The organism is Pseudomonas sp. P5_B2, assembly GCF_056400445.1.
The window spans coordinates 1-929 of sequence record NZ_JBFULH010001158.1; the positions used below are offsets into that span (position 1 = coordinate 1).

1 protein-coding gene and 1 pseudogene are annotated in these 929 nt (G+C 48.0%); one reads left to right on the forward strand and one right to left on the reverse strand.

All coding sequences use genetic code 11. The features are described 5' to 3' along the window. Nucleotides 1-249: pseudogene (locus AC1DRJ_RS29870) on the forward strand (2-polyprenyl-6-methoxyphenol hydroxylase); the annotation flags it as partial. A 108-nt stretch (nucleotides 250-357) separates the two neighbouring features. Here the strand turns inward: AC1DRJ_RS29870 and AC1DRJ_RS29875 are convergent. After that, nucleotides 358-929 (reverse strand): TetR/AcrR family transcriptional regulator (locus AC1DRJ_RS29875; RefSeq protein WP_477805294.1); only part of this gene is annotated, 572 nt, incomplete at its 5' end.

Sequence of the window (929 nt, forward strand, 5' to 3'; positions counted from 1 at the left end):
CCGCATATGACGTCTGGAGGTGGTATGGCCATCGAAGATGCCGTGGTGCTTGCAGACTGCATATCCAAGACCCGATCTGTTAACGAGGCACTGGCGATGTACAGCGAGCGCCGATTTGAACGATGCAAAACCATTTGTGACGCGTCATTGCAACTTTGTCGCTATGAGCAGGAAGATCCGCTGAAAAACAGGGAGAAGTCGGCGGCGTTATTGCTGAAAACCTATCAATATTTGGGACAGCCTATCTAGAGCATCAGGTTGACGTTATCTGTCAAAAAGTCCCGATTCACCTCTCAGGATGAATCGGGACTGAGTAAATTCATACTTTTATAACGATCGGCAGCCAAACAGTGCTGTTCAGTTTTCTGAGTTCGTTACTCCCAGCAAGTGGTATATGTAGTCGATATGCGACTTGGCAAACTCCTCATTTAATGGGGCGTGGCCGACCAACAGGCGCATGTAGACTGCTGAATAGATTATGTCCATAAGCGACTCGACATTGGTATCGCTTGGGATTTCACCGCTGCGTTTCCATTCTTCAAGTGCTTCTTTAACTATTGCGCGTCGCCCGTAGTGGAATCTCTCTCGAAAGGCTCGTAATACTGACGGGTCAGATTGTCCCTCGGCTATGATTTGAGCAAGTATTCGGCCTGGCCAACCAGAAAATTGCTCCACTAGTGTACGGAAATGAACAGCGATGGCCTTCTTGGGGCCGAGTTCAATTGGCAGTGGGGTTTTAAGAAGATGGTTTTCAATGAATGCGTCAATTACGAGTAGCGCTTTAGAGTCCCACCATCTGTAAATGGTTGCTTTGCTGACACCAGCTTCCCTTGCAATTGCCTCAATCGAGATGGCCTGAATGGAGTTCTCGTGTAGCAACTTTATGGTCGAATTCAGTATTTGCAGTCGAGTAACTTCGCTGCGTGGTC